The organism is Pseudonocardia parietis, from assembly GCF_017876315.1.
GTDB lineage: Bacteria > Actinomycetota > Actinomycetes > Mycobacteriales > Pseudonocardiaceae > Pseudonocardia > Pseudonocardia parietis.
The window spans coordinates 230446-255866 of the sequence record NZ_JAGINU010000004.1; the positions used below are offsets into that span (position 1 = coordinate 230446).

Genomic DNA, 25421 nt, shown 5'->3' on the forward strand with positions numbered 1-25421 from the left:
ATGGGCGAAACGGTGGCTACGGACATCGCGTCGATCGTCGAGTGGTGCCGCGGGTACCTCGCCGACCTGCTCGACACACCCCTTGCCGAGATCGACCCGGATGCCGACTTCGATCGTCTCGGCGTGGACTCCGCGCTCGCGGTGTCCTTGCTGATCGAGGTCGAGGAGCGTTACGGGGTGGACATCGCCCCGGAGGAGCTCTTCGAGGACCCGACGATCAGTGCGGTGGCCGCGTACCTTCACCAGAGGTCGAGATGAGCTCTGCAGAGGCCATCCGCCGCCATTACGACGTCGGCAACGACTTCTACCGGCTCTGGCTCGACCCGACGCTGAGCTACTCCTGTGCGTGGCGGTCCGGGGCCGACTCGCTCGAACAGGCACAGGAGCACAAGCTCCGCCGCCACCTCGCAGTCGCCGGTGCCCGGCGTCGGCTGCTCGATGTGGGATGTGGCTGGGGTGGGGTCCTGGCGCGTGCCGGGGTGCCCGCGGTGGGGCTCACCCTGTCGGCCGCCCAGGGCGCACACGTCGCGGCACTAGGGTTGCCGAACGTCGAGGTGCGGGTGGAGGATTGGCGCGATCACGTGCCCGTCGAGCCCTACGACGGGATCGTGTCCATCGGCGCGTTCGAGCACTTCGCCGCACCCGGTGCCGACAAGGTCGCCATCTACCGGGAGTTCTTCACCCGGTGTCGGGAATGGCTATCCGGTGGTGCGTTGTCCCTGCAGACCATCGCCTACGCGGACATGGACCCGGCCGAGGCGAGCGCGTTCATGCAGCAGGAGATCTTCCGCGACGCTGAACTGCCCACCCTCGCTGAGATCGCTGCGGCTGCCGAGGGGGTCTTGGAGATCACGTCGATGTCCAACGGTCGTCTCGACTATGCCTGGACCTGCGCGCAATGGGCGCGCCGGCTCAAGGCCCACCGGGGCGAAGCACGCGAGTTGGTCGGTGCCGAGACGGTGGCCCGCTATGAGCGCTACCTGACGATGTCGTCGTTCGGCTTCCGGATGAGCAAGCTGGCCTTGTACCGGATCACCCTGCGGCCCTATGGCTCCCGGTGGGGCGCATGAGGTTCAACCCGTTCGCCGCGGGCTTTCGGCAGGACCCGTACCCGCACTATGCCGCGCTGCGCGAGGCCGGCCCCACTCGCTCCCTCGGCATGTGGGTGCTGGCCCGCCACGCCGACGTCCTGGCCGTCCTGCGGGACCGGAGCTTCAGCGCCGAGCTGATCCCTGCCCTGGTGGCCCGCCGCGGTGGGGAGCTCGAGCAGATCCTGCGGCTCGGCCGAGCGTCGCTCGTGTTCACCGACGACCCGGCTCATGCACGGCTGCGCGGCCTGGTGAATCGGGTGTTCACACCCGCGGCGGTCGCCGATCTGCAGCCGATGATCACCGAGATCGCCCGGCGCCGGACGGAGGGGCTGCGGGCCGATTTGATGAGCGAGGTGGCCGCGCCGCTGCCGGTCGAGGTGCTGTGCCGGTGGCTGGGTCTGCCCGCCGCGCTGCACGGCCGGGTTGCGGGTTGGACCCACGACATTCGGTCCCTCCTTGAGCCGGGGCTGCTGAACAGCGACGATCTCGCGCGCGTCGCGGACGTCGTCGAGAGCTTCGTGTCCGTGCTGGTCGCGGTCCTCCGCGATGCACCGCCCGGTTTGCTCACCGACCTTGCCACCGCCGGGACCGCTGGGGGCGATCGGCTCACCGAGGAGGAGACCGCCCTGTTGGGGATCATGTGCTGCGTGGCGGGCACCGAGACCACCTCCGCGCTGATCGGCAACGTCGCGCTCGCCGTCCTGCGTCGACCCGGCGGGATCGCCGCAGGCTCGGCCCCGACAGTTGTCCGCGAAACCCTGCGCTACGACAGCCCGCTGCAGATGACCAAGCGGATCGCTACCCGTGACGTCGAGATCGGCGGGACGCGGATCGCTGCGGGTGATCAGGTTCTGCTGTGTCTGGCTGCGGCCAATCGCGACCCGGCGGTGTTCGCGGACCCGGACACCTTCGACCCGACCCGCGAACCCTGCCCGCATCTCGGCTTCGGGTTCGGGATGCACGGCTGCCTGGGCAGCACCCTGGCCGAGATGCAGGCCTGCGCGGTGCTCGACGCCCTGGCTAAGGGGCCTGACCTGCGGCTCACGGGCACGGTGTCGTGGCAGACCGACAGCCTCATCGTGCGTGCCCCTCGAACGCTCCCGGTGGTCGCGGTCCCGGTCGGTGCGCGATGACCGCGGTGCCTGTCCGCCGCAGGCTCCGCGACACGCCACCGGTGGAGGGGACCGCGCTGGTGTGCTTGCCCCATGCCGGGGCGGGAGCGGCGTCGTTCGCGCGGTGGCTGGGGTTGTTCGATGCACCGATCGGGGTGGTGCGGGCCCAGCTTCCCGGCCGCGAGGACTGCGCAAGCGAGGAGCCGCTGCGCCGCGTCGCCGACGCCGTCGAGCTGCTTTTTCCCGAGGTGGCGGCGCTACCGCGGGTCGCGCTCTACGGGCACAGCATGGGGGCGGTGATCGCCTTCGAGCTGGCCAGGGCGCTGGCCGCAGCCGGCCGGGCGCCCGCACACCTGTTCGTCTCCGGGCGTCGCGCCCCGCACTGTCGGGCCCGGCACCGCGGCATTCACCGCCTGCCCGATGCAGAGTTCGCCGAGGCGTTGGGCAGCGCCGTCATCGGTCCACCCCACTTTCTTCGCTACGCCCTGGCGCTCACCCGCGCCGACCTCACCCTGTCCGAGGACTACTCGGGAGCAGCGGACCCGCGAGTGCCGTGCCCGATCACGGCCTTCCACGGCCGGGACGACCCGATCGTGGCCGTCGACGAGGTGCAGGCCTGGTCGGCCGCGACCACCGGCACGTTCACGCTGCACCTGCTCGAGGGCGAGCACCTGTTCCACCAGCCGCGACGCCGCGAGCTCGCGGCGCTCATGACGGGAGCGCTCACGTGATCGTGCCGGAGGTGTTGGCGAGTCGCGCCGCGCAGTCGCCCCGCCGGACCGCCTACGTGTTCGTCGACGAGGGCGGCGAGGAGACCCGGGTGCTGAGCTACGCCGAGCTGCACGATCGTGCGCTGGGGGTCGCCGCAGCGCTGCCGTGCCGTCCGGGGGAGCGGGCGTTGCTCGCATTTCCGCAGTGCCCCGAGTTCGTGATCGCGTTCCTCGGCTGCCTCTACGCCGGAGTGGTGGCGGTGCCGGTGAACCCGCCGCGGCGCAACCGGGCGCAGGAGGCGACGGCGGCCGTGGTGGGGGACTCGGCGCCATCGGTGGTGCTCACGCTGCGGTCGTCCATCCCGCCGTTGCAGCAGATACTGGCCGGTCCATTTGCGTGGCTCGCGGTCGACGAGGTCGAACCCGCCCGAGGTGCTCCCGTGGCTCGGCGGCCCGGGGACCTCGCGTTCCTGCAGTACACCTCGGGCTCGACGTCCACTCCCAAGGGTGTCATGGTCTCGCACGGCAATCTGGCCGCGAACCAGGAGATGATCGCCGCCGCGTTCGGGCACGACGAGGACTCGACCGTCGTCGGTTGGGCGCCCTTCTTCCACGACCAGGGCCTGATTGGCAACCTGCTGCAGCCCCTGTGGGTGGGCGCTCGGGCGATCATGATGTCGCCCATGGCGTTCGTGCGCCGGCCCCTGCTCTGGCTCGAAACGATCTCCCGGTATCGGGCGCACACCAGCGGCGGTCCGAACTTCGCCTTCGACGCCTGTGTGAGTGCCGCTTCCCGAGGACCGGTCCCGGCCATCGACCTGAGCTGCTGGAAGGTCGCCTTCAACGGCGCCGAGCCGGTCCGGCCGGAGACCGTGCGGGCGTTCACTGCGACGTTCGCCCCGCATGGGTTCACTGCCGCCGCGATGCACCCCTGCTACGGCCTGGCCGAGGCAACGCTGATTGTGACGAGCACCGGTAAGCTCCGCGGTCCGCGGGTTCTGCCCGCCGATGCCGCCGCACTCGAGATCGATGCCACGACTCGGGCAGCGCCCGCGGGGGGTCGGGTCCGCGAGCTCGCCGGTTCCGGGCAGGTACTTGCCGGGGAGACCGTCCGGATCGTGGACCCGCAGTCGTTGCGGCCGTGCCCGCCCACAGCGGTCGGCGAGATCTGGGTGGCCGGCCCTGCTGTGGCACAGGGCTACTGGCGTCGTCCCGAGGCGAGCGCGGACACCTTCCGCGCCCGGATCGACGGCGAACCGGACGACTACCTACGCACCGGGGATCTCGGCGTCATCGAGGACGGCGAGCTCTACGTGGTGGGGCGGGTCAAGGACCTCGCGATCATTCGTGGGCGTAACTACTACCCCCACGATGTGGAGCACACGGTCGCCTCGGCCCATCCCGCGCTGCAGCCTGGTGCCGGTGCCGCCTTTGCCGTCCCCGGCGCGGAGGGTGAACGACTCGTCGTCGTGCAGGAGGTCCGACGCGAGCACCGACGATGCGGCGATCCCCGCGAGGTCCTCGCAGCGGTGCGCGCTGCGCTCGCGCAGGAGCACGAGCTCTCCCTGGCCGAGCTCGTCGTCACCCTGCCGGGACGGGTTCCGAAAACCAGCAGCGGCAAGGTCCGCCGCGCCGCCGCCGCGGCGATCCACGCCGCTGAGGGATTCGACCGTTGGTCACCTGTTGCCCGCCCGTCGGCTACCGGAGTGCAGCAGGGTGCGCTCGTGCAGCCCGACGCCGAAGGAGTCTGATGAACAGCCCCAACCCCGACTTCGCCGAGGCTGTGCGCACGGCGATCGTCACCATGCCTGCCGCGGCCCACCTCGGATTCACCTTCGGCGCGCTGGCCCCGGGGGCGGCCGAACTGGTGCTGTCGGTACGCCCCGAGCACACCCAGCACAACGGCTACGTCGCCGGCAGCGTGATTGGCGCCCTCGCCGACTTCGCGGGTGGCTCGGCGGCGGGCACGCTCCTGCCGGTCGGCTGGGTGTCTATGACGTCGGACTACACGGTCAAGTTCCTCGCGCCGGCGACGGGCGACACGGTGTTCGCCCGAGGCCGGGTGCTGAAGGTCGGCCGGGCCATCTCGGTCGCCGCGGCGGACGTCGTCACTCTGGACGGTGGATCGGAGACCCTGTGCGCCACGGCCCTGGTCACCTTGCGGAACCTCGAGGTGAACTGAAGCCGCATCTGGAACCAAAAGGGCTCTTCCGGAAATGGAGTGCAGGTGAGGGCGTGAGCGACCGCGGGAGTCGGGTCGTGTCGCTGCACTGAGGCGGGCCCCGAGAAGTTGATGATGAAGGTTCCTACGCCGAACATCGTCGAACACCCCGGGGACCCGATGTCGCAGCCTACGTGCCCGCCTGCCCAGATCGTGGCCGACACGATCGTCCGTACCGTCGAGCTCGGTGTGCGGATCACCGACGCCGCGCTGGACGGTGAGACGACGGTGGTGTGGTGCGAGCTGATCACCGACGGGCCCGACGTGTGTCCGGGGTGCGGGTTGGTCGGGGTCTACCGGGACAGCACCGAGCGCCGCGTCTGTGACGTCCCGGTGGTCGGGCATCCTCTCGTGCTGCGGGTCCGGGTTCCGCGCTACCGGTGTGTGCATGACGGTTGCGCCCGCGAGATCTTCGCTCATGACTCGGCTCGCCTGGCCCGCCCCGGGGCCTCGACCACCCGGCGTTGCGCGGACTATGTGTTGCGCCGCTTGGCGATCGACAAGGCCACCGTCGCCGCGGTCGCCCGGGAGCTCGGCCGGAGCTGGGACACCGTGAACAGCGTCGCGGTCGCCGCGACCGAGCAGCTGCTGCTGCGCGCCGGCCCCGCCCGGCTCGACGGGGTGCAGGTGATCGGGGTCGACGAGCACAAGTGGGCCCACGTGTTCGGCGCCGCGGGCGACGGGTTCGTCACCGTGATCACCGACCTCACCGAGGTCGTCGCGGGCCGAGGACCGGCACGGCTGCTCGACGTGGTCGCGGACCGCTCGGCGGCAGCCTTGAAGACCTGGCTCGACGACCGCGACCAGGCCTTCCGCGACGGGGTCCGGGTCGTGGCGATGGACGGGTTCGGCGGCTACAAGAACGCCGCCACCGACGCCGTCCCGGACGCGGTCACCGTGATGGACCCATTCCACGTCGTCGCCCTCGCCGGCGCGAAGCTCGACCTGTGTCGCCAACGCGTCCAGCAGGACACCCTCGGCCACCGAGGCCGCACCGGTGACCCGCTCTACCGGGCACGTCGCACCCTGCGCACCCGCCTCGCGCTGCTCACCGACCGCCAACGCGCCCGGCTCGAGGCGGTGTTCGCCGCCGACGAGCACGTCGCGGTCGAAGTCACGTGGTGGGCCTACCAGCAGATCATCGCCGCCTACGCCGACCAGAACCGTCAACGCGGCAAGACCCTGCTCACCGCCGTGATCGACCGGCTGCGCACAGGACTACCGGCCGGGCTCGACGAGCTCGCCACCCTGGGAGGTCGCGTCCGCGGAGGTGGTGGATGGAGATAGCCACCGCGTGATCCTTCCCGGGGGTCAATCTAGGCGCTGATCGCGCCAGGGGACACCTCCTCGGACGCGGTCGGTCGGTCGATCGCGGCCCGGGCCTTGGCCAGAACCTCGAGCCCGATGTAGCGGCGGGCCTCGGCCCATTCGTCGGTCTGCTCGGCCAGCACGGCGCCGACCAGGCGGATCACGGCGGTGCGATCGGGGAAGATCCCGACCACGTCGGTGCGCCGGCGAATCTCCTTGTTCAATCGCTCCTGAGGGTTGTTCGACCAGATCTGGCGCCACAGCTCCCGTGGAAACGTCGTGAACGCCAGCAGGTCGGCTCGGGCCTCGGCGAGGTGCTCGGCCGCGGCAGGGAACTTCGCCTCCAGCCCGTCGACGACCCGCTCGAACTGGGCGTGCACCGACGCAGCGTCGGGCTGGTCGAAGACCGTGCGCAGCAGGGTGAGCACCCAGGGCTGGGCCGACTTCGGGACCTTCGCAGCCAGGTTGCGGGCGTAGTGGGTGCCACACCGCTGCCACGCCGCCCCGGGCAGCGTGGCCTCGATCGCACCGACCAGGCCCTGGTGGGCATCAGAGGTCACCAACCCGACCCCCGACAGGCCCCGAGCCACCAGCGAGCGCAGGAACGCCAGCCAGCCCGCACCGTCCTCCCCGGACACGACATCGAGGCCGAGGACCTCCCGTTGCCCGTCAGCGGTGACTCCGACCGCGACCAAGGCGTGCACGATCACCGTCCGCCCGTTCTCCCGCACCTTCTGAGTCAAGGCATCGAGCCAGAGGAACGTGTAAGGGCTGGCGTCGAGTGGACGTGATCGGAACGCTTCGACTTGGGCGTCGAGAGACTTGGACATCTCACTGACCTGCGACTTCGACAACTGCGTGATCCCCAGCTGCCCGACCAGCTTCTCCACCCGCCTCGTGGACACGCCCAGCAAGTAGCTGGTGGCCACGACCGACACCAGCGCCTGTTCAGCCCGTCGACGGCGTTCGAGCAGCCACTCCGGGAAGTACGTCCCGGTTCGCAGCTTCGGGATCGCCAGCTCCACCGTTCCCGCGCGGGTGTCCCAGTCCCGGGCCCGATAACCGTTGCGCGAGTTCATCCGCCCGTCGCTGCGCTCGCGATACCCGGCGCCGCACACCGCGTCGGCCTCCGCGGACATCAACGCCTCGGCGAACCCCTTCACCATCGACCGGAGCAGGTCCGGACTCGCCTCGGCGAGCCGGTCATCGAGCCAGCCCACCACATCGTTCACACTGTCTGACGCGGCCATCGCGTCTCCTCCCTCGAGAACCAGAGCACTCGAAGGATCACGCGGTGGCCGTCTCACATCCCGACGCCACGCCGTTGAACAGCAACTACGCCGTACACCACGTCCCTGGACGCAACCGGACGCGTCCGATCGTCTCGTCCATAGTGATGATGTAGCGGCGTTCCGCCTACGACGACGCTCCGTGGTGCTAACGCTGCGTTCTGCACAACCGAGGGGAGGGTTGCCGAGAAAGTGACGGTGGTCCGGGGGTCCGAAGATGACGACCGACGAGCGCGAGTCGTCCCGTGCGGTGTGCGCGACGTGTTCCTACGTCAACGACATCGGCGACCGCTTCTGCGGACGGTGCGGCCGTTCGACGGGGGCGAGCGTCCCGCCCCGCGCGGAGCCATCCCGCCGGCAGGTCGACTTCAGCACTCGGTACCTGTCGGCCGCCGCCCAGTTGGACCCGAAGTTCGCCGAGGCAGCCATCGCGGAGTCTCTGGTTGAGCGGACGCGGGCGATCGCCCCCTCCCCGGGGATCAGTTCGGCGACCGTCCTCCGCGAAGCTGTCGCCGCACGGGCGCGCCGACGGCTCCGGGACGCGATCCTCGTGGCGCTGGTGGTTGCGGTGTTCGTGACTTCTGCGCAGGCCGCGATGGTCTGGCTGGTCCTCGCGAGCGTCGGCGTCACGGTGTTCGGGATGACCGGCCGGACGCGGAGATGGCCCGTGATCGTGGCCGGCGTGCTGGCCGTGGTCGTGTTGGTCCCGCTGGTCCTGATTGGGACCGGCCTGGTGCCGGTCGACGGTGTCGACCAGCAGTTCGGGAACACTCGGCAGGTAGTCGTCCTGCTGTTCCTGGCGGCCGGGGTAGCGGCGGTCTGCCTGGTCGACGAGGCGCTGGTGGAGAGTCTGGTCCGTGACCGGTTCCGGCCGTCGACGTTCGCGCCCGCCGTCGTGCTCCCGTCCGGATGGGAACGGACGGTGCGCATGTTCGGGACCCGGCGCTGGGAGGGTGCCCTCGGCCGGGTGGCCGAGGCCGACGAGCGGTACCGGCGGGCCCACGACGAGGCGGACGTGATCGTCTACCGGGAGCGGATCCCGTTCGTTGGGTCCGGCCCGGTCGTCGACGACAAGATCGTTGCACTGCCGCTGACCCCGGGGACCGCACCAGACGGGACGAGGCTCGTGCCCCGGCCGTTCGCCGCGTCCGACCTGCACGCGCACGTGGCGGCCGTCGTCGGCGAGCTGCGCGACTCGGTGGCCCTGGCCCCGAGCCGACGGCTGTCCGCGATGACGATCCGGGAGCAGGTCCTGATCTCCGCGGAGCGTCTGGTGACGAACCTGCACCGCCAGCCGCAAGCTGCCGTGCTACCCGACGTCGCCGGCCCCCCGGTGACGCACCTGCGACTCGCCGACGTCCGTCACCTCGCGGACCGGCCCGAGGAGTGGATCCGCTACCACCGCTGCTTCCGCGTCGAGGCCTGGGACCACGACCTCGCGACGTCGACCTACTTCACCGCCGGGACCGACGCCCGGATGCTCTACCTCGAGTGGACGCACTGCGTGCTGTACCCGATCAAGGAGCGATACCGGGAGATTGACCGCACGCCGCAGTTCGGGGCCGTGCTGCGCGGGCTCGGTGTCGCGTTCGTTCTGCCGGTGACGCTGGGTGAACGAGCGCGGCGGGTCGTCCACTACTTCCGGCGGATGCCCCAGCGTCCGGGCGACTTGGTCCCGGCCAAGTACGGGGCGGGCAGAAGCCTGCGCGAGCTCGGCTCGGATCCGGGGGCGCAGGACTTCTTCCAGGACGCCGACGCTGTCCGATACGTCGGGATCATCGAGCGGGCCGTCTACCGCGCGGTGGGCCGGTTCCTGGAAGACCGCGGCTACTCCGTCGTCGACTTCATGGAAGTCGCGAAGGCCTCGATCACGAACAACACGGTGGCGGTCAGCGGTGGCACGTTCGCCGGCGGGCTGTCCGTCGGCATCGGCACCGTCACCCAGCAGAACAACCAGGGCGAGAACAGTCCGAGGGGGAGGAAGAAGCCATGACCGCGAGCACCGGGTCCTCAGGTGACTCTGTCATCCGCATCGGCGGTGGCACGTTCACGGGCGGCACCGCGATCGGCATCGGCACGACGAGCCAGGTGACCAACGTCGGCCCCCCGCCTGAGCGGGCCGACCTCCGGACCGCGCTGGAGGAGGTCCGCGAGCGGATCGTGGCCGGCGGCCGGGACGAGTCCGAGCGGATCGAGCTCCGCGCCGACGTACAGGCGATCCTGCGGGAGCTCGAGCGTGACGAGCCGCGGCCCGCCGTCGTCCGGAGCCGGTGGGACGCCGTCCGCGCCGTCCTCGGGAAGGTCCTCGACCACAGCGGTGAGCTCATGAAGATCACCGAAATTGTCGCGAACCAGTTCGCCGCTTGACGATGAGCCACTGCGAATCGTGCGGGCGCGGGCTACGCGCGGAGGCGCAGTTCTGCCCGGAGTGCGGCATACGCGTCGAGGAGACCCGCGACTTCGACGGCCACGGTGGCGGGCACGCTGATCGACCGTCCGGGCCGAGCGTCACCGGGTTGCGCCGGGGCGTCGTACCTGCGCTGGCCGCCGCGGCCGCGGTGGTGCTGGTCGCGGGCGGTGTCGGGATTTATCTCCTTGCCCGGCCCGGGCCAAGTCCCACAACCCCGACCAGCTCGCCGCCGATCGCGACCACCGCGCCGATGGCCTCGCCTCCGATCACGATGACCAAGCCGCGTACGGCGACCCCCTGGACGAGCGTGCCTTGGACGTCGACCGCACCCCCCACGTACGTCTCGGACGAGCAGTGGCTCCGGGACCAGGCCGGCTATGACTACCCGACCGCCGAAGCCTACTTGGGCTACTGGCTACCTCAGGTCTCTTCGAAGAGGATCGGGTCCGACGGCTACGACGCGGCCGCGATCGTCCAGGACTACCGTGACTCCGTGGAAAGTCGGCCCGACACGCGTTTTCTCCTCGTAGGGTCAGACGACTTCGCGAGCTTCACCGGCTCGGGGTACTGGGTCACCCTGGCCGCGCGTCCGTTCTCCACCGCGGCGGAGGCGAACGCGTGGTGCGACGCCGAGGACTACCCCGTGCAGAACTGCTACGCGAAACGACTTTCACAAACCGAGGGACCGGTCGGTAACTCCGTGCCGCGGGGATGAGCGGGGCAGGTGGCTGCGAAACCCTTCACCAATCCACGCGGCCGGGCGCGACGAGTCCCCGTCGACGGCCTCGACGAGTAGATCGCGGTGTGAGTTCAGCGGAGGGCGTGATCGGGAAATCCTGGGCACCGACGTGCCACCGGCCCACGTTGTCTCCTCCGATTCGGTGCGGCTGGTCCGGCCGCATCGATTGTGTGGTCATCAGCCTGGCAGTGACGGGGTCTGGTGGCCGGCGGGACGCGCGGCAAATGCGTTTGATCGATCGGCAGAGGGTGCTGTCTGCGGGGCAGATGGCTGTCAGTTCTGGCAGGTGACGATGGCATAGGTGTCCTCCGCAGAGATCTCTGAGATGTCGAGGCCCGCACGCTCTTCGTACGAGATCGGGGCGCTCCCGGGGTTCTGGGCGCGGAGACATCGGCGAAAGTCATGCCGCGTTCATCCGGCAGCCCTACGGTCGCCGCCATGAACGAGCAGCTGCACACTCGCCGAGCAGCTCGCCGTAGAACTCGCTGACGGTCTTGTCCTGGTTTCCCAGACGGCGATTCGGCGCGCGAGGCTCTGGTCCTTCGGCAGCTGTTCGCCCCGGGCGCGTGGCAGGGGCTCGTAGCTCGTGGACCCGGTGTTCTGGTCGTGGTCCATCTGCAGTTCCTGCCCCGCGCCACACCTCGGGGCCGGCGGGGCCCGCCCGCACGGTGGCGGGACAGGCGTCGGCGTTGGTTCCTCGGTGGTTGGTCAGACGGGGGTGGCGTCGAGATCCTGCGCCAGCAGTTCGGCCAGCGCGTCCAGTGCGGATTCGCCGTCGGCGTCGTCAGTCGAGGTCAGGACGACCTCCTCGCCGGACTGCACGCCCAGTCCCATGACGGACAGGATGGAGGCGGCGTCCACCGGTCCGCGGGTGCCGTCGGCGGTCGCGATCTGAATCTTGACGGACCGCTGCTGGGCGGCAGTGCAGAACAGCTTGGCGGGGCGGGCGTGCAGCCCCACGGACGAACCGATCTTCACACGGCGCTCTGCCATGTCGTGCTCCTCTTCGTTGCTGGGTGCGGGTCAGCCCGCGACCGGGGTGGCGGACGGGGTGGATGCGGCTGGTTCGGCGTCCTTGGCGGCGGGTGTGCGGCGGGCCGACTTCAGGCCGATCACCAGCGCGGCCGAGACGGCGGTGCCGGCGAGGATCGCGAGCAGGTAGGGGAACGGGTTACCGATCAGTGGGACCACGAAGATCCCGCCGTGCGGGGCTCGCAGGGTCGAGCCGAACGCCATCGACAGCGAGCCGGTGACCGCGGAGCCGGCCATGATCGACGGGATCACCCGCAGCGGGTCGGCTGCGGCGAACGGGATCGCGCCTTCGGTGATGAACGAGGCGCCCAGCAGCCAGGCGGCGCGGCCGTTCTCCTGCTCGATCTGGCTGAACTGGCTCCTGCGGAGGGCGGTGGCCAGTGCCAGCGCCAGTGGCGGGGTCATGCCGGCGGCCATCACCGCAGCCATGATCATCAGCGAGGTTTCGGAGCCGGTGGACAGGCCTGCGACGGCGAAGGCGTATGCGGCCTTGTTCACCGGGCCGCCCATGTCGAAGGCCACCATCAGGCCGAGTAGCGCACCGAGCAGGATCGCGTTGGTGCCGGACAGGCTGTTCAGCCAGTTGGTGAGGCCGGTCGTGGCTGCGGCGAGGGGTTGTCCGAGGAGCAGGAACATGACCGTGCCCACGATCGCGGTGCCGATCAGCGGGAGTACCAGCACCGGCATGATGCCGGCCAGCGCACGCGGTGGCTGCCACAGCTTGAGGCCGTAGATGAGGGCACCGGCCAGCAGGCCGGCGACCAGGCCGCCGAGGAAGCCCGCCTGGGTGTCGACGGCGATCATGCCGCCGACGAAGCCGGGTACCAGGGCGGGTCGATCGGCGATGGCGTAGGCGATGAAGCCGGCCAGTACCGGGACGAGGAAGCCGAAGGCCAGGGTGCCGATCTGGAATGACAGCGCGGCCCACGAGGTCAGCGAGCCCGGGTCGAAGTTGATCGAGGAGACGTTGTCCTCACCGATCGAGACGATGTCCGGTGCGTCGGAGATCTGGTAGCCGCCGAGCGCGAAGCTCAGGGCGATCAGCAGGCCGCCGGCGGCGACGAACGGGATGATGTAGGAGACGCCGGTCATCAGCCAGCCGCGTAGCTTCGCGCCGAAGCCGGTTGTGACGCCCATGTCTGCGCCGTCCGGGGCGGTCGCGGGGGCGGGGGTGTGCTTGGGCTGCTCGGTGGCCTTGGTGACGGCCTGCTCGATCAGGCCGGGCGCGCCGCCGATGGCCTTCTTGACCGGCGCGGCGACGGTCGGGAGGTGTGCGAAGCGTTCCTTGTCCCGCACTTCGACGTCGGCGGCCAGGATGATCGCGTCCGCGGCGTCGAGCTGCTGCTGGGTGAAGGGTGTGGAGCCGGCCGAGCCCTGGGTCTCGACCACGATCTCGTGGCCGGCTTCCTCCGCGGCGGCCTCGAGGGCCTCGGCGGCCATGTAGGTGTGCGCGATGCCGGTCGGGCACGCGGTCACGGCGAGGAGCTTCACGCTCCCACCTCCTGCTGGATGAACGACGCGACGGCGGCGGGATCGGTGGCACCCAGGAGCTCGTGTTTGAAGGAGGCACGGACCAGGCGGCGGGCCAGCGCGGCCAGCACGGTCATGTGGTCGGTGCTCCCGCCCTCCGGGGCGGCGATCATGAAGATCAGGTTGGCGTGGCCGTCCTCGGCGCCGAAGTCGACGCCGGTGCTGCTGCGGCCGAACGCGAGGCTCGGCTCGGTGACGGCGGTCGACCGGCAGTGCGGGATGCCGATCCCGCCCTCGAGGCCGGTCGGCATCTGGGCCTCGCGGGCCTCGATGTCGGCCAGGAACCGGTCCAGGTCGGTGACCCGGCCGGCGTCGACCAGGCGTCCGGCCAGCGCGGCGACGGTGGCCTTGCGGTCGGCCGACGGCACGTCGAGGTCGACCAGATCAGCGGTGATCAGTGCAGTCATGCGGCATCTCCCGAGAGGGCGAGGGTGACGTCGGGCGTGGGTGCCAGTTCGACGTCGTCGAGTCGGATGTCGGCCGGGCCCGGCGTGGCGGAGCCGGGCAGGCGGCAGGCGGCGGCGCCGTAGGCGACGGCGTGTCGAAGGGCGTCTGGGCCTTCTCCGCCCGCGGCCAGGAACCCGGCCAGGGTGGAGTCGCCGGCGCCGACCGTGCTGCGCACGGTGATTGCAGGGGTTCGGGCGTGGTACTCGCCGGACCGGTCGATCAGCAGGGCGCCGCCGGCGCCCAGGCTGACAAGCACCGCGCCGATGCCGCGGGCGCGCAGCTCGCGCGCGGCCAGCAGGACGTCGCCGAGGCTGCCCAGTGGGCGTCCGACGAGTTCGGTCAGCTCGGCGTGGTTGGGTTTCACGAGGTCGGGTGCGGCGGCCACCGCGTGGTGCAGCGGCGTGCCCGAGGTGTCGATCGCGATCCGCAGGCCGGGCCTGCGACAGCGCCGCACGAGCTCGGCGTGGTAGTCGTCGTCGACCCCGGCCGGCAGCGAACCGCAGCTGACCAGCCAGCTCGCGCCTGTACCCAGGGCACACGCCCGGTCGGTCAGCGCCGCGGCCTCCGCGGCCGACAGCCGCGGCCCCTGCTCGTTAATCTTGGTGGTGACGCCGTTTGGTTCGACCAGCGTGAGGTTGACGCGGGTCGCCTCGGTGATCGGGACGGTCACGGTGGTGACGTCGGTCGGTTCCAGCAGTCCGGCCAGCCGTTCGCCGGGGGTCATCCCGGCCGGCAGCAGCGCGACGACGCGGCGCCCGGCCGCGGCCAGGGCGCGTGCGACGTTGACGCCCTTGCCGCCCGGGTCGACGCGGACCGAGCTCGCCCGGTGAACCGCACCCCGGACCAGGTGCGGTAGCTCGATGGTGCGGTCCAGGCTCGGGTTCGGTGTGACCGTGACGAACAACGGCGGTGTCGCGGAACGCTCGTGGGCGGACGGGGTCATGCGCGTATCACCTTGGGTCCGGTGGCCTCCAGCGCGTCGACCTCCGCGGGATCGAGGCCGGTATCGGTGATCAGGGTGTCGATCGAGTCCAGCGTCGCGAAGCGGACGAACTGGTCGGAGCCGAACTTGCTCGCGTCGGCGACGACCACCGAGCGCCGGGAGGCGCGGAGCATCGCCTGTTTGGTGGCGCCCTCGTCCGGGTCCGGGGTGGTGAACCCGCGGGCGGCCGAGAAGCCGTTGGTGCCGAGAAATGCCACGTCGACGGTGAGGCCGGCGAGCAGGCTGACGGCCCAGTCGTCGACAGTGGCCAGGGTCGTCGCGCGTACCCGCCCGCCGAGCAGGCGCAGGTGCACGTTCGGGCGCCCGGCCAGCGACGACGCGATCGGCAGCGAGTTGGTGACGACGGTGATGTCCCGCTCTCGCGGGAGCACGTTGGCGAGGCGGGCCGTGGTGGTGCCGGCGTCGATCAGGATCGTGGCGGCGTTGCCGAGCTCGGCGAGCGCGGCCTTGGCGATCCGCTCCTTCTCCGCGCCGTACTGGGTGTCGCGCTGCCCCACGCCCGGCTCGAAGTCGAGCAAGTCCGACGGGATGGCCCCGCCGTGGACCCGGCGGACCAGGCCCTGCCGTTCGAGTCCACCCAGGTCCCGGCGGATCGTCTCGGGCGTGACGTCGAGTTCCTCGGCGACAGCGGCTACGTCGATCCGGCCCCGGTCGCGGGTTCGGTCGAGCAGCCACTGCTGACGCTCCGCTGCATACATCTTTGTTTGCCCCCGACTTGGTGCTTGCTTGTGTCTGAGTATGTGGGTTCTACTGTGTTTGTCAACGGGTCACGCCGAAGTCGCCCAGGGAGCCCTCCATGCCGAGCACGTTGAACGGAATCCCCGCGAGCCCCGGCCGCGCGGGCGGCCGCGTCGTCCGGGTCGCCGAGCCGCCGGGTGAGCCGGCCGCCGCGCCCGAGCCGGTGGACCCGGTCGCCGAGGCAGCGCGGATCGCGCCCGCCGTCGAGTTGGTGTCGCAGCGGCTCACCGCCCGTGCCGCGACCGTCTCCGGGGACGCGCGGGAGGTACTCGAGGCCACCGTGACGATGGTCGGTGACCCCGCGCTGCTGGAGAACGCGCAGCAGCTGGTCACCGGGCAGGGCCGGCCGGCCGCCCGCGCGGTGTGGGAGGCGGCCAACCAGTTCGCGCAGATGCTGAGCGCGATGGGCGGTTACATGGCCGAGCGCGCCCGTGACGTTCACGACGTTCGGGACCGCATCGTCGCCGAGCTGCTCGGGCTTCCCGCGCCGGGTGTGGCCGACCTGGAGGCTCCGGCCGTTCTGGTCGCATCCGATCTCGCGCCGGCCGACACCGCCGGGCTGCGGCCGGGCGTCGCGCTCGCGCTGGTCACCGAGCAGGGCGGCCCGACCAGCCACACCGCGATCCTCGCCCGCTCCCTGGGGATCCCGGCGGTCGTGGGTTGTGCGCGGGCGTGGAGCCTGGGCGAGGGTGCGGCCGTGACCGTCGACGGCGGTACCGGTGAGGTCCGCGAGGTCGGGACGCTCGACGAGGCGGCCGCCTTCGCGGCGGCGGCATCGGTGACCGCCGAGTGGGACGGCGTGGGTCGTACCGCGGACGGCCACGTGGTCGCGCTGCTGGCCAACGTCGGCGACGGCCCGGGGGCGGCGAAGGGCGCGGCCGACGGCGCCGAGGGTGTGGGACTGTTCCGCACCGAGCTGGCGTTCCTCGCCGCCACCGAGGAGCCGTCCGAGGTTCGGCAGCGGGAGATCTACACGGCCGTGCTGTCCGCGTTCGCCGGGAAGCCGGTCACCGCACGCACGCTGGATGCCGGCGCTGACAAGCCGCTGCCCTTCCTGTCCCTCGACGGCGAGCCCAACCCGGCGCTGGGCGTGCGCGGCCTGCGCACCGCCCGGGTCGCCGGCAATGGTTCGGGCGTGCTGGACCGCCAGCTCTCGTCGCTGGCTGCGGCGGCGAAGGAGACCGGTGTCGCGCTCAAGGTGATGGCGCCGATGGTCGCCACCGCCGAGGAGGCCGGCTGGTTCGTGCAGCGCTGCCGGGCGCACGGCATCACCGAGGCCGGCGTCATGATCGAGGTTCCGGCGGCGGTTCTCACCGGGGACGAGATCATGCGCGAGGTCGACTTCGTCTCGGTGGGCACGAACGACCTGGCGCAGTACCTGTTCGCGGCGGACCGGCAGTCCGGGCCGATGGCGGCGCTCAACGACCCCTGGCAGCCGGCGCTGCTACGCCTGGTCGGGATGCTCGGCGAATCCTCGGCCCGGACCGGGACGCCGGTCGGGGTCTGTGGCGAGGCTGCGGCAGACCCGGAACTGGCCCCGGTCCTGGTCGGGCTCGGTGTCGCGAGCTTGTCGATGGGGTCCGGCGCGCTCGCCGCCGTGGGGGCCCGGCTGGGCGGGCTGACCGTCGACCAGTGCCGGGAGCGCGCCCGGGCCGCCTGCGCAGCGGCCGACCCGATCGCCGCCCGGCGGGCCGTGGCCGCACTGGACGGCTGAGAACGGCGGACCTCGCCGGGCCATTTACCGCCAAGGGCTCGGTGCGTCCTACCGGGTCCAGGTACAGGGGCGCGGACGAGCCGCGGCCGGTGGGCAGCCGGCCGATGGTGAATCGTCCTGGGTGGGGGAGAGGCTCTGATCCAGCAAGGAGCCATGCGCGACCAGGCCCGCTCCAGCGAGCGGGCGACGATGTCCCTCGACGACCCACTGCGGGCCGCCTCGGCAGACCCGGGATCTGACCCACCGTCCCACCGAGGATCGTAGAACGGTGATCACTCTGCTCGAGCCCGCGACCTGTTCGATCTCCGAGGCGGACACCCTCACCGACCTGTGAGTCGTCACCGCGATCGACGACCCGATCGCCCTCGGAGAGGCCGCCGCCCGCGCCAGCGATCCTGGCACGACCTCGATCTCGCGCCCCGGTACGCGACAAATCGGTCGGGGACAACGGTGTCACCGGCTGCAGCCAGGGCATGAGCGGTGGCGAACCCGAGTCTCGCCGCGTCAGCGCCCCGACGCGCGGCTCGGAACAGGCGAAGCATCGCCTACCTCGGCCGCTCAAGCCGTGCGTGGGGTAGATTGTCTGCGGAGAGCGGGCGAAGCGACGTCTGGGACGAGGGAGGTACGGCGATGCTGGACCAGCAGAATCGAGCCGGTGTCTCCATTGGTCGGGCCCCGTTGCCGCCGCCGACCTGGGATCATGCAGCTCGTGACGCGATTGCGTCGGTGCGGGCGGAGGGCCTGGATCCTGGCCCCGACACGGTCGCTGCGCTGCGGGCGATCGGCGCAGGAGAGTGCAGTGCCGAGGACGCCGTCGCGGCGATCCTCGCTCCCTACCGCACGGCGTGAGCTGGGATCCCGACCTCGACCTCGAGCACGGCGTTCTCACGAACCTGCAGGGCATCACCGACCGTTGCGAGCTGTCCCGGGTCGAAGCACAGGTAACCGCAATCCGGATCGCCGAGCTCGCGGCCGATCCACCGCGCGGACGGTTCGACCTTCCGCACCTGCAGGCGATCCACTACAAGATCTTCGCCGACTTGTACCCGTTCGCCGGCCAGATCCGCCGGGTGCGACTCGGGAAGGCCGGCACTCTGTTCTGTCTGCCGGAGCAGGTCGTTGCGTACGCGGCAGTTGTGTTCGACCATCGCACCGATCCTGCACGGCTGCGGGAGCTCGAGCGGGCCGAGGTCGTCGATCTGCTCACCGCCCTGATGGCTGACATGGTGTTCTTGCACCCGTTTCGCGAGGGCAACGGGCGCGCGACGCGCGCCTACCTGCAGCTGCTCGCCACGGCTGGCGGGTGGCCACTGTCGTGGACCGGGCTGGGGCGCGACGACAACGCGCGGGCCGGCCGCGAGGCCTGCGCCGGAGATGTGAGCTTGCTTCGCGCCATTCTGGATCGTCATCTCGGAACGTGACCGGGTGAGCGCCATAGCGGTCCTTGGACGTGCCGGTGATCGGCTGGCGATGCCCGCGAGCAGCGACCTCGACGCTCCCGAGGGCCCGCCCCGAGCTGTTGTCCGAGGTCGGAGCGACACCTATCGCTATTTTCGGAGGCGCCGTGTCGGGCCTCTGGGCGTGGCATCGCGCCGTTCATCCCGCCTGCGAACGTCCGTCCCGACGGGATCGTGCTCTGGTTCCGGCATTTCTTCGCCGCGCTGGCGGCCACATACCCGGTACTGCTCCAGCACTGCGGTGAGCAGCGCCCCGATGCCATCGTCTACGACGCGACGAACTGGCCGGCTCGGCTGATCGCACGGGAGCTGGACATCCCCGCGGTACGGACGGTGCCGAACCTGGCCGAGAACCAGTCCTACTCCGAAGTCGATCAGGCTCCCGCGTGTACGGCCTCTTTGGTCGGGCGGTCGTCGTGGGCCTGAACGTAGGGAGCGGTGTTCGAACGGATCGGTGAGCTTGGCCCCCTGCGCCGGACACTGACGGAGTGGGGTCAGTGATCTTGGTCTGGCGGGATCTGGGCTGCTTCGTAGTCGACCGGGCTGAGCATTCCGATGCTGGAGTGACGCCTGATCGGATTGTACCAGCACTCTATCCACTCGAATATCGCGTTGGCAAGATCGGCGCGGGTTTTCCAGGTTCTTGAGTCGAGCAGTTCTAGCTGCAGCGTCCCCCAGAAGGACTCGACCATCGAGTTGTCGTAACAATCGCCGATCGAGCCCATGGAGCCGACGAGTCCGGCATCTATCAGCCGGCGTCCGAACGCCCAGGACGTGAATTGCGAGCCGTGGTCGGAGTGCAGGATCGCTGAGTACGGTTCGGGGCTGCGGCGAGTGATCGCCATGCCGAGCGCGTCGGTGACGAGTTCGGTGCGCATGTTGTCATCGATCGACCAGCCCACGACGCGCCGAGAATAGGCGTCGAGGACCGCGGCACAATATACTTTCCCTTCCTCGGTGGGATGTTCGGTGATGTCGGTACACCACAATTCGTTCGGGCCGTCGACCGTGAAGTCCCGGTCGACCAGGTCGGCGTAGGGCTCGGCGTGCGGGTCGCGGACTGTGCAGCCGCGGCGTCGCCGCCGGTAGAGGCCCTGGATTCCGGCCTCGCGCATCAGCCTGGCGACGCGCTTGTGGTTGACCACCTGCCCCAGTCCGAGCGTGAGCTCGGCGTGGACACGCGGCCACCCGTACGTTCCCCGGGATTCTTCGTGGATCGTGGTGATGTGTTTGAGCAGCAACTCGTTCTCCGCGGCTCGAACGGATTTATGCCCGGATCGCCATTCGTAGTAGCCCTGGCGGCGCACGCCAAGGACCCGGCAGGTCACCGCGACGTCAAATCCGTCGTCGGCGAGTTCACGGACCAGCGGGAAAACTACTTTGGGAGAACGTTCTCCCGTGCAAAATACGCGGCCGCGCGCTTGAGAATCTCGTTCTCCACCTCAAGCCGCCGCTTCTCCTTGCGGAGCTCGACCAGCTCGCGCTTCTCGGCGCTGGTCAGTCGCGATTCGGAGCCACCGGTGTCGTCGGCGTCGGCCTGGGCCATCCAGTTCCGCAAACACGACTCCGAAATCGACAGCTCTTTCGCGATCGCAGACACCGGCTTGTCGCCGGCACGAGCAAGGTCCACGGCGCGGCGCCGGAACTCCGGCGGGTGAGGTGCAGGCACGAACAACATCCTCCCTGGTGGACCGGGTCCACCTCAGGCGACGTGTCCGGCGTCAGGGGTCAAGCTCATCGGCGCGTCTGGCCGGACGCTGCACACAGCGTAGCCGCTGCTCGATGGTGGAGATTGCGAGACAGCTGCTGGTTGCGCCAGCCCTCGAGCATCAGCTGCAGCACCTGCTCCGCCGGCCGCAGGACCGGTATCGACCGCACCAGCCGGATGCGGCCGGCCCATCAAGGTGCATCGCACCTCCCGACAGTCCGGTACATCCGATGATTCAATGATGCATCTGATGAGACGTCAAGGGTGTCGCTGCAGGTCAGTCGCGAACCCGCACGGAGGCCTGCCGGTGCGTGCGGCACAGTCAGTCTCGCGGACCGACGCCGACGCGACCTGCGACCAGCAGCTCCGTCGCAGGTCAGACACCCGTCACGACCTACCTGGAGCGACAGGGCGAGAGACGGGCAGCTGATGCATCTGATGCGATACGCAGCCCAATACTGTCATAATCGTGATTATCGGCTCTAATACAACGGGAGTTGCATCAGATGCAAGAGCTCCCGTCTGGCGACGATGCAGCAGCTCTGCGAGCCAGCACCACGATGCCCGGGGCGGGTGGGCGGTAAGGCAACGGCCCCGGGGTCGAGCTCTGGCGCTGATCGCTGAAGGTCTTCTGCGTTAGATGCGGGAGACCTCGATGGTGAGGTCGCTGGGTGGATGCTGTGCCTGGGTTCGTGCGGCGGCTGTGCGACAAGGACGTCGGGCTGTTCCGCACCGAGGATCGAGTCTTCGAGGTCATGGTCGACGGTTGGCGGATGCAGATGCTGGCGCGTGGCCTGGTCACCGCGACCATCGAAACCCGGACCCGACTTGTCATAATATATCCCAACAGTTTGGCGACTACCCGTGGACATGGCCGGCCACTCTGCGGCTGGTCCGACTCTGCGAACGTACGTTCGGCGGGATTTCCGCGCAGATCTGCTTTGAGCGGAACACCCCACGCCAGACGACCGGTGACGCCGCCCCGGCGGGGCGGCGTGCCTTTAGGTCGAGCTGCAGCGCCTATTCGGTCATCTAGATGATCTCATAGGCCACGAGCACGCCGCCGGAAGCAAGCGTTGGCTGCCGTTGCTGCGGGCTCGATTGCCTTCAAGGTCTGCTGCGCCTTCGGGCTGCGGCGGCGGGAGGTCGCCATGCCCGATCTGCAGGCCTTCGGCCCAATCCGCACGTCCCCCCGATACCGACTCCATGAGCCCCAGCTGGCGTTGGTGGCGGCCACGTTGAAGTCGATGAAGCGCGCCAACAGCGGGCTGACCTGGCTCAAGCAGCCCACGTGACGACGTTGCTGTCCGAGCTGGCCATCGCACCGACGATCACCCACGAGAGCCTGGAGTAGCTACCACCGACGAAGACCCGAGGCAACGTTCGCCGCCTGCTCGCCGAGGACGGTGCGCTCCCCCTGCCGCGATGAGCTGGCCGCCCGCTATCGAGACTGCGCCAGGATCTGACCCGAGTCGTCGGCGATCACCACCGCGGGGCCATCGCACGCTGTGTGCTGGCACCCGCCCGCACCGGACAGGTCACCAACAACCCGCACCCAGCTACGGGCGACACGCCGGCGGCGCCCGGCGAACCTGTGAGCGGGCCGCACGCGGCCGGCACGGCCGGCCCCCGGATTCGCAGCCGATCCTAATCAGAGCAGGCCGCCGTCGCGGAAGCCGCTGGCTCCGACGGACAACGTCGCAACGGGCGAGGTTCTGTGGACCGGGAGCCGTCGCTCTGTCGGCGACCCGCGCTGACCGCGCCGTCGGTGAGCGTCATTGCCCAGCGGCGCCGGGTCCGCGCGGCCGACTTCGCCGCGATCCACTGCACGAGACGAGCTCACCCGCACCGCCGACCCCGGCTGCTGGCAGGTCCACGACCCCACCGGGCCGACAGCACCTCCCGGACCGGGATCTCCCCCGCCGGGGTCGGGTTGCCGCCGAGCAGGGCCAGCGCCGCACGGGTCGCGGCCACCGCGTGCCGCTCCGCCGGGTGGTGGGTCACCCCAGGGTGGTATCGGCGAGTACCTGTCGGTCGGTCCGGGTCGGCCTGACCGTGAACAGATAACGCGTTTTCGATCTTGCGCCAGCCGCCGGCGCGGTTGTTGGCGATGATCTGTCGGAACATGGCGAGCAGGGCGGGCCAGTTGGGACTGTTGATCGGCTCGCCCTCGGTGATCGCCACGGTTCGGGGCGTGTTCGGTCGCGGTTGTCGCGCCGGAAGGGGGCGGGAGGGAGAACCCCGCCCGAGGCCGGATGGCAGAGGCTGGGGCGCTCGGGCGGGGGGCTCGGTGTGCGCGCGTTCGCCGAACGAACACTGGGGACACGGGTGTCCCGGGGGAGATCTTGCGGTCGCGGCGGCGCGGCCGTCCAGTGTCATCGGTGTGCGCGTGTGCACCTGCGGTCGCGCACGCGTGCACGTGTGCGTCCGGGGCCGCCGGCTCGCACCACGGAGTATCACGTTGGGGTACGATGTGGGAGTGTGGCGGGAGATCCAATGGACCGAGCAGAGCGAGGCGCACATCGCGCGGCACGCCGTCACGCCCGACGACATCGAACAGCTGATCAACACCCGGCCGCGCTACACCACGGCCGGGCGCGAGGGCACGACGCTCGTCTACGGCACTACGACCGCAGGCCGCCACCTGCTGATCGTGCTCGCCGACGCCCCGGACGGCCGCAACTACGTCGTGACCGCCCGCGACATGGACGCCACCGAGCGGCGTCTGTTCGACCGCAAGGCCCGATGACCATCCACCCGGCGACCACCGCCCGACCCGGAGGGCAGCACACCATGGCTGAGAACAAGCTCGACGCCCTGCGCGACTACTACGACACCCACTGCACCGCCGACGAGATGGAGGACGGCACCTGGGAAACCGATGTCTACCCCAACCCGATGGTGTCGACGTCGCTGCGGCTACCCAAGGATGTCCTGGACTGGGTCCGAGCCCAGGCCGCCACCGAGGGGATCGGACACACCGCGCTGATCCGGCGCTGGATCGAGCAGCGCCGCGCGCTCGAGCAGGCCGACGCCGCCCGGGTCGATCAGCGCCTGGACGTGCTCGCCGAGGCCGTGCTGGCCGTCGGGTCGGCCGTGGCGCAGCCCAACGCGGCCCTCGCCGACGCCCTGCGCCGGGTCGCCGAGTCCGTCCCGACCCAGCAGCAGGGCGACCGCGACGCCGGTACCCCGGCGCACTGACCGCACACGTGTACGTGTGCGGTTGTGTTCACGTGCCCTCGTGCGCGTCCAGGTAGGCCGCCACGGCGTCGGTGAGCAGGTCCTGCAGGAGCGGTCCTCGCGAACGGCCTGCAGCTGCGCGCGCCGGCGCAGGCTCTTGGCACCTGCCCGGACAGATGCACCCGCGGCTCGGCGTCCTCGGCCGGCGCGGGCGGGTAGATCGCCGCGCGGCCGACGCCGCTGAGCGCGACGACGCGGTTCACGGTGACCTCCTCTCCCCGTTCGATGAGCGTCACTGCGGCCTCGAGGATCCGCTTGTCGTGAGCCTCGCAGCGGGGCCCACCGGGGCCGCGGCGAGTCGCAGCGGCCCCGGTGACCGCTTGGCCGGTGCGGGGTTCGACGGTGGTGGTCCTGCCGCCCCAGCAGCCACCGCAAGCACACCTCACCGCCCTCAGCCCAGCCCACCCTGACCGCGCGGGCGATCGCGTAGAGGCCGGGTGCCTGCGTTCGAGTGCAAACAGGTAGTTCGGGGGCGCGACGAGGGGTCCCAGGCCAGCAGTGTCGACCAGACCAGCGCCCACGCCTTCTCACGCTGCCAGCGGCGGAACAGCTCGTAGATCGACTGCCAGGGTCCGTAGCGTTCGGGCACGTCACTGAACAGTTGGCCTGCACATCGACGGACTGACGGCCCGGGGCCGCATGGCCAGGTGTTCACCGGGTTCGGCCCCGACGGTGTCCACGACTGCGCTGAGCACGGTGAGCACGGTGGTGTGGTCTGCACCCGGGCGGTTCGGCTGGGCAGATCTGATCAGCTGTTGTCGGAGGCGGGACGTTGCAGTGGTGGTTGCGGGAGCGGCCGCACGAGGGCGTCGAGCATCGCGGGCAAGCGGTGGGTGTCGCCGGCGAGTGCGTCACGGGATGCGCGCCCTGGTCCTCCAGTATGGCCGGGTCCATGCCGATGAGTCGGCCGAGGTGCAAGGCAGGATCTCGACAGCTCCGCGGCCCCACGCGTACCGTGCCGGCGGCTGGCGCGACGCCTTCCGCGCAGAGGACCGAGGTCGAGCTGTCGGGCCGAGCGCCGATGTGACCGAGGCGCATGACGTGGGCCCTATCTATCCTCAACCTTCACTTCCTGCGCTTGTGGCGCACTGAAAGATCAAGCTGAGTTGGTGTGCTCCGACGTCCACCGACCGGACTCGGTCGGTCAGTGACCGGCCCACAGCAGTCCTCCCCCGGCGTTATCGCGCTCGACAAGAACGGGTGGGCATGTGCCGTAGGCTTCGCCGTCATGGGAGCCCCCGATCCCCGCGTCGTTCGCCAGCTGCGCCACGATGTCGACGACGTCTACGACCTGCTGGACTCGACCAACCGCACAGTCACGTCGGTTGCGGGCATCCAGCGCCGCCACAGCACCCGTCTTGAGGAAATCCAGCAGGCCCTTGACCTGCAGAACGGCCGCCTCGAACGCATCGAGGACATTCAGCGGCAGGTCCTCGAACTGCTCCGTGGGCGTTCTGCCGAGTCGGAGGATTCATAGCGTCGACCCGCGAGCTCGTGCGCTGATCTTTCCGGGTGCGTTGTAGAACAGGCAGACCGGCGCTACACGCTTGAGCTGACAGGCACGCGGAGTGTGTCGGTGGCGAGCTGGCCCAGAGCACGCGGCAATGGGTCGGTACGCGTGTCGGTCACAGTGCGTTGATCTCGATGTGGGGGCCAGTCTGTCTGGGTCGGC

The 25421-nt window shown here is 70.2% G+C and carries 26 protein-coding genes and 1 pseudogene; 18 read left to right on the top strand and 9 right to left on the bottom strand.

The features are described 5' to 3' along the window. The 7 genes and pseudogenes from JOF36_RS37210 to JOF36_RS37240 all read left to right on the top strand — a co-directional run. Positions 1 to 258, top strand: coding sequence for an acyl carrier protein (locus JOF36_RS37210; RefSeq protein WP_245353246.1), 258 nt, complete (start codon positions 1 to 3; stop codon positions 256 to 258). Then, positions 255 to 1070: an SAM-dependent methyltransferase gene (locus JOF36_RS37215; RefSeq protein ID WP_210036923.1), complete on the top strand. Its 816-nt coding sequence runs from the start codon at positions 255 to 257 to the stop codon at positions 1068 to 1070. Before JOF36_RS37210 ends, JOF36_RS37215 begins: the two co-directional genes overlap by 4 nt. Further along, the gene (locus tag JOF36_RS37220; protein ID WP_210036924.1) at positions 1067 to 2224 is read left to right on the top strand and encodes a cytochrome P450; all 1158 of its coding nucleotides are present in this window, start codon (positions 1067 to 1069) and stop codon (positions 2222 to 2224) included. Before JOF36_RS37215 ends, JOF36_RS37220 begins: the two co-directional genes overlap by 4 nt. Beyond that, positions 2221 to 2934 (top strand): thioesterase II family protein, encoded by a 714-nt coding sequence (locus JOF36_RS37225; RefSeq protein ID WP_210036925.1) that lies wholly within the window; start codon positions 2221 to 2223, stop codon positions 2932 to 2934. Before JOF36_RS37220 ends, JOF36_RS37225 begins: the two co-directional genes overlap by 4 nt. Further along, a complete protein-coding gene (locus JOF36_RS37230; protein WP_210036926.1) occupies positions 2931 to 4664 on the top strand; it encodes a fatty acyl-AMP ligase in 1734 nt (577 codons plus the stop codon). Before JOF36_RS37225 ends, JOF36_RS37230 begins: the two co-directional genes overlap by 4 nt. Next, positions 4664 to 5095, top strand: coding sequence for a PaaI family thioesterase (locus tag JOF36_RS37235; protein ID WP_210036927.1), 432 nt, complete (start codon positions 4664 to 4666; stop codon positions 5093 to 5095). The genes JOF36_RS37230 and JOF36_RS37235 overlap by 1 nt, the downstream gene beginning before the upstream one ends. Positions 5096 to 5209: 114 nt before the next feature. Continuing rightward, a pseudogene (locus JOF36_RS37240) lies at positions 5210 to 6388 on the top strand (ISL3 family transposase); the annotation flags it as partial. A 62-nt stretch (positions 6389 to 6450) separates the two neighbouring features. Here JOF36_RS37240 and JOF36_RS37245 read toward each other — a convergent pair. Further along, positions 6451 to 7692 (bottom strand): IS256 family transposase, encoded by a 1242-nt coding sequence (locus tag JOF36_RS37245; protein ID WP_210036929.1) that lies wholly within the window; start codon positions 7690 to 7692, stop codon positions 6451 to 6453. Between the two features lie 256 nt (positions 7693 to 7948). Here JOF36_RS37245 and JOF36_RS37250 point away from each other — a divergent pair, with 256 nt between their 5' ends. From JOF36_RS37250 to JOF36_RS37260, 3 genes are read left to right on the top strand one after another with little or no spacing between them, the layout of a single operon-like run. Beyond that, the gene (locus JOF36_RS37250; protein WP_210036930.1) at positions 7949 to 9724 is read left to right on the top strand and encodes a zinc ribbon domain-containing protein; all 1776 of its coding nucleotides are present in this window, start codon (positions 7949 to 7951) and stop codon (positions 9722 to 9724) included. Beyond that, positions 9721 to 10098 carry a hypothetical protein gene (locus JOF36_RS37255; protein ID WP_210036931.1) on the top strand — a complete coding sequence of 126 codons (378 nt, stop codon included), beginning with the start codon at positions 9721 to 9723 and terminating at the stop codon, positions 10096 to 10098. The genes JOF36_RS37250 and JOF36_RS37255 overlap by 4 nt, the downstream gene beginning before the upstream one ends. Beyond that, positions 10095 to 10856, top strand: coding sequence for a zinc ribbon domain-containing protein (locus JOF36_RS37260; protein ID WP_210036932.1), 762 nt, complete (start codon positions 10095 to 10097; stop codon positions 10854 to 10856). Before JOF36_RS37255 ends, JOF36_RS37260 begins: the two co-directional genes overlap by 4 nt. Positions 10857 to 11588: 732 nt before the next feature. On the opposite strand, the gene JOF36_RS37265 is transcribed toward JOF36_RS37260, so the two are convergent. From JOF36_RS37265 to JOF36_RS37285, 5 genes are read right to left on the bottom strand one after another with little or no spacing between them, the layout of a single operon-like run. Next, positions 11589 to 11873 (bottom strand): HPr family phosphocarrier protein, encoded by a 285-nt coding sequence (locus JOF36_RS37265; RefSeq protein WP_210036933.1) that lies wholly within the window; start codon positions 11871 to 11873, stop codon positions 11589 to 11591. A gap of 30 nt (positions 11874 to 11903) precedes the next feature. After that, positions 11904 to 13403, bottom strand: coding sequence for a PTS fructose transporter subunit IIC (locus tag JOF36_RS37270; RefSeq protein WP_210036934.1), 1500 nt, complete (start codon positions 13401 to 13403; stop codon positions 11904 to 11906). Beyond that, entirely contained in the window at positions 13400 to 13849 is a 450-nt protein-coding gene (locus JOF36_RS37275; protein WP_210036935.1) for a PTS sugar transporter subunit IIA, read from the bottom strand. Before JOF36_RS37275 ends, JOF36_RS37270 begins: the two co-directional genes overlap by 4 nt. Continuing rightward, on the bottom strand, positions 13846 to 14793 hold the full coding sequence (gene pfkB, locus JOF36_RS37280) for a 1-phosphofructokinase (RefSeq protein WP_210037137.1): 948 nt from the start codon (positions 14791 to 14793) through the stop codon (positions 13846 to 13848). Before pfkB ends, JOF36_RS37275 begins: the two co-directional genes overlap by 4 nt. Before the next feature lie 35 nt (positions 14794 to 14828). Further along, positions 14829 to 15590 (bottom strand): DeoR/GlpR family DNA-binding transcription regulator, encoded by a 762-nt coding sequence (locus JOF36_RS37285; RefSeq protein ID WP_210036936.1) that lies wholly within the window; start codon positions 15588 to 15590, stop codon positions 14829 to 14831. Positions 15591 to 15688: 98 nt separating this feature from the next. Between JOF36_RS37285 and JOF36_RS37290 the strand changes: the two genes are divergently transcribed. The 4 genes from JOF36_RS37290 to JOF36_RS37305 all read left to right on the top strand — a co-directional run bounded on the left by JOF36_RS37290 (position 15689) and on the right by JOF36_RS37305 (position 19227). After that, complete coding sequence (locus tag JOF36_RS37290) at positions 15689 to 17344, top strand: phosphoenolpyruvate--protein phosphotransferase (RefSeq protein WP_210036937.1); 1656 nt, start codon at positions 15689 to 15691, stop codon at positions 17342 to 17344. Positions 17345 to 17974: 630 nt separating this feature from the next. After that, a complete protein-coding gene (locus JOF36_RS37295) occupies positions 17975 to 18193 on the top strand; it encodes an antitoxin VbhA family protein (RefSeq protein ID WP_210036938.1) in 219 nt (72 codons plus the stop codon). Further along, on the top strand, positions 18190 to 18765 hold the full coding sequence (locus JOF36_RS37300) for a Fic/DOC family protein (RefSeq protein WP_210036939.1): 576 nt from the start codon (positions 18190 to 18192) through the stop codon (positions 18763 to 18765). The genes JOF36_RS37295 and JOF36_RS37300 overlap by 4 nt, the downstream gene beginning before the upstream one ends. 210 nt (positions 18766 to 18975) lie before the next feature. Beyond that, complete coding sequence (locus JOF36_RS37305; protein WP_210036940.1) at positions 18976 to 19227, top strand: hypothetical protein; 252 nt, start codon at positions 18976 to 18978, stop codon at positions 19225 to 19227. Between the two features lie 68 nt (positions 19228 to 19295). Here JOF36_RS37305 and JOF36_RS37310 read toward each other — a convergent pair whose 3' ends face one another. Then, the gene (locus JOF36_RS37310) at positions 19296 to 20129 is read right to left on the bottom strand and encodes an IS3 family transposase (RefSeq protein WP_307862810.1); all 834 of its coding nucleotides are present in this window, start codon (positions 20127 to 20129) and stop codon (positions 19296 to 19298) included. A gap of 47 nt (positions 20130 to 20176) precedes the next feature. After that, entirely contained in the window at positions 20177 to 20470 is a 294-nt protein-coding gene (locus JOF36_RS37315; RefSeq protein WP_210036941.1) for a transposase, read from the bottom strand. A gap of 1115 nt (positions 20471 to 21585) precedes the next feature. Between JOF36_RS37315 and JOF36_RS37320 the strand changes: the two genes are divergently transcribed. Then, positions 21586 to 21804, top strand: a complete 219-nt coding sequence (locus tag JOF36_RS37320; protein WP_210036942.1) for a hypothetical protein — start codon at positions 21586 to 21588, stop codon at positions 21802 to 21804. Positions 21805 to 22348: 544 nt separating this feature from the next. On the opposite strand, the gene JOF36_RS37325 is transcribed toward JOF36_RS37320, so the two are convergent. Next, complete coding sequence (locus JOF36_RS37325; RefSeq protein WP_210036943.1) at positions 22349 to 22693, bottom strand: hypothetical protein; 345 nt, start codon at positions 22691 to 22693, stop codon at positions 22349 to 22351. A 295-nt stretch (positions 22694 to 22988) separates the two neighbouring features. Between JOF36_RS37325 and JOF36_RS37330 the strand changes: the two genes are divergently transcribed. From JOF36_RS37330 to JOF36_RS37340, 3 genes are all read left to right on the top strand, one after another. Further along, positions 22989 to 23258, top strand: a complete 270-nt coding sequence (locus JOF36_RS37330; RefSeq protein WP_210036944.1) for a BrnT family toxin — start codon at positions 22989 to 22991, stop codon at positions 23256 to 23258. Between the two features lie 44 nt (positions 23259 to 23302). Next, positions 23303 to 23710 (top strand): hypothetical protein, encoded by a 408-nt coding sequence (locus JOF36_RS37335; RefSeq protein ID WP_210036945.1) that lies wholly within the window; start codon positions 23303 to 23305, stop codon positions 23708 to 23710. A gap of 1267 nt (positions 23711 to 24977) precedes the next feature. After that, positions 24978 to 25226 (top strand): hypothetical protein, encoded by a 249-nt coding sequence (locus tag JOF36_RS37340; RefSeq protein ID WP_210036946.1) that lies wholly within the window; start codon positions 24978 to 24980, stop codon positions 25224 to 25226. Positions 25227 to 25421 lie beyond the last annotated feature (195 nt).